Annotated in this window: 1 protein-coding gene; it reads right to left on the bottom strand. The window is 40.9% G+C overall.

The window, feature by feature from the left end; all coding sequences use genetic code 11:
- Positions 1 to 58: 58 nt before the first annotated feature.
- Positions 59 to 1,489 carry an IS1182 family transposase gene (locus FYJ52_RS09920; RefSeq protein ID WP_235901601.1) on the bottom strand — a complete coding sequence of 477 codons (1,431 nt, stop codon included), beginning with the start codon at positions 1,487 to 1,489 and terminating at the stop codon, positions 59 to 61.
- Positions 1,490 to 1,627 lie beyond the last annotated feature (138 nt).

Here is a 1,627-nt window from a genome sequence, read left to right as displayed (position 1 = left end):
CAGACTGTAGACAAACGAGGCTCTGAGAAAATACTCAGGAGCCTCGTTTGATTTAATATCAAGCTGCAATTTGTAGATTTATAAATTGAAATCGAAATATAGGACGATTCGGTCCTGAGTGGTTCTTTCTGAAAAGCATTTTTGCCAGTTTTTTTAGATTCATGCATGCGAAAGTAAGCCCGACTTTCATTCTCATGCGGGCTTTTCCATACATTTGTGTGTAGCGAAATCCATGCGCTTCTTTCGCAGTTCCGAAAATTCTCTCGATGGTTTCTTTTCTGCGATTATAAATTGCTTTCATTCCGATTGTGTGTCGGATGTCCTCGCAGATTTCCATGTAGTGTGCCCATAGGTGTCGGCTGACCACTTTGACATGATTTTTACTATGGGTACACTGGTTAAGATGAGGACAGTCTTTACATATTTCAGAACGGCTTTTGTATTCCCTGAAACCTTCGCGGTTGGTGGTTGAATATTTTAAGACTTGATTATTTGGACAGATGTAACAGTCAAAAGCTTCATCATAGACGTACTCATATTTTTTAAAAAATCCCTTTTTCGTCATTGGTCGTTTATACGGGAAAACGGGTTTGATGCCGTCGTCTATGAGCAGTTTAGCGATAGCAGGGGTTTTATAACCTGCATCTGCAACAATCATTTCTGGATTATGCTTTTTTATCTTGTCATAAAGACCTTTAAAGGTTCGGCTGTCATGCAGATTTCCTGCGTTGACATCATAGCCGATGATCCATCCGTTTCGGTCACAGGCCGTTTGAATGGCGTAGGCGAAGACTTGTTTGTGTTCGCCTTTGTGAAACCAGCCGCTTTCCGGGTCGGTTGTACTTACTTTGATTTCCCGTATCTTTTTTGAGCCTGGGTGATGTTCATCGTCATCTTTGTCGTCTTTATCTTTCAACGGTTTTTTGTGGTGGGCTTCCCGGTCTCTTTGGATCTCTCGTTTTAACTGCGTTTCATAGAACATCGCTTCATTTCTGGCGATTTTCTTTTGTTTCTTTTTATTGTTGGCTCTTGCCTTTACATGAGTGGCATCTACGAAGATTTCGCTGGGATCGACTAACTTGTGTTTGTAGCATTCTGAGAGGATATGTGCGAAGATTTGTTCGAAAAGATCGGTATCTTTAAATCGGCGCGTGTAGTTCTTGCCAAAGGTGGAAAAATGTGGAACTTTATCGTGCATATCTAATCCAAGAAACCAACGATAGGCGACATTGACCTCGATTTCCTTGATGGTCTGACGCATGCTTTTGATGCCGTAAAGGTATTGGATAAATGGAATTTTAATCAACACAACCGGATCGATGCTTGGACGTCCCTGATCTGCCGAATACTTTTCCTCAACCAGTTCATAGATAAATGACCAGTCAATGGCTTCATCGATCATTCTAAGAAGATGATCTTTTGGAACTAAGTCGTCCATACAAAATATTTGAATTTGATCTCGTTTCTTCTCACCGTTTTGTGTCAGCATCTTTTTTCTCCTGCTTACTGAATGCATGGCCTGTTTCTATTATTGCTATTTTACCACGGTTGTATGGCAACAGGTGAAAAATGATTGCGATAATAAACAAAGCCTAGAGCGTTTGCCCTAGACTTTGTCTACAGTCTG

Source organism: Pseudoramibacter porci (genome assembly GCF_009696145.1).
Classification (GTDB): Bacteria; Bacillota; Clostridia; order Eubacteriales; family Eubacteriaceae; genus Pseudoramibacter; species Pseudoramibacter porci.
Note: the sequence above shows the minus strand (reverse complement) of the source record. Positions and strands in the feature narration are given on the sequence as shown.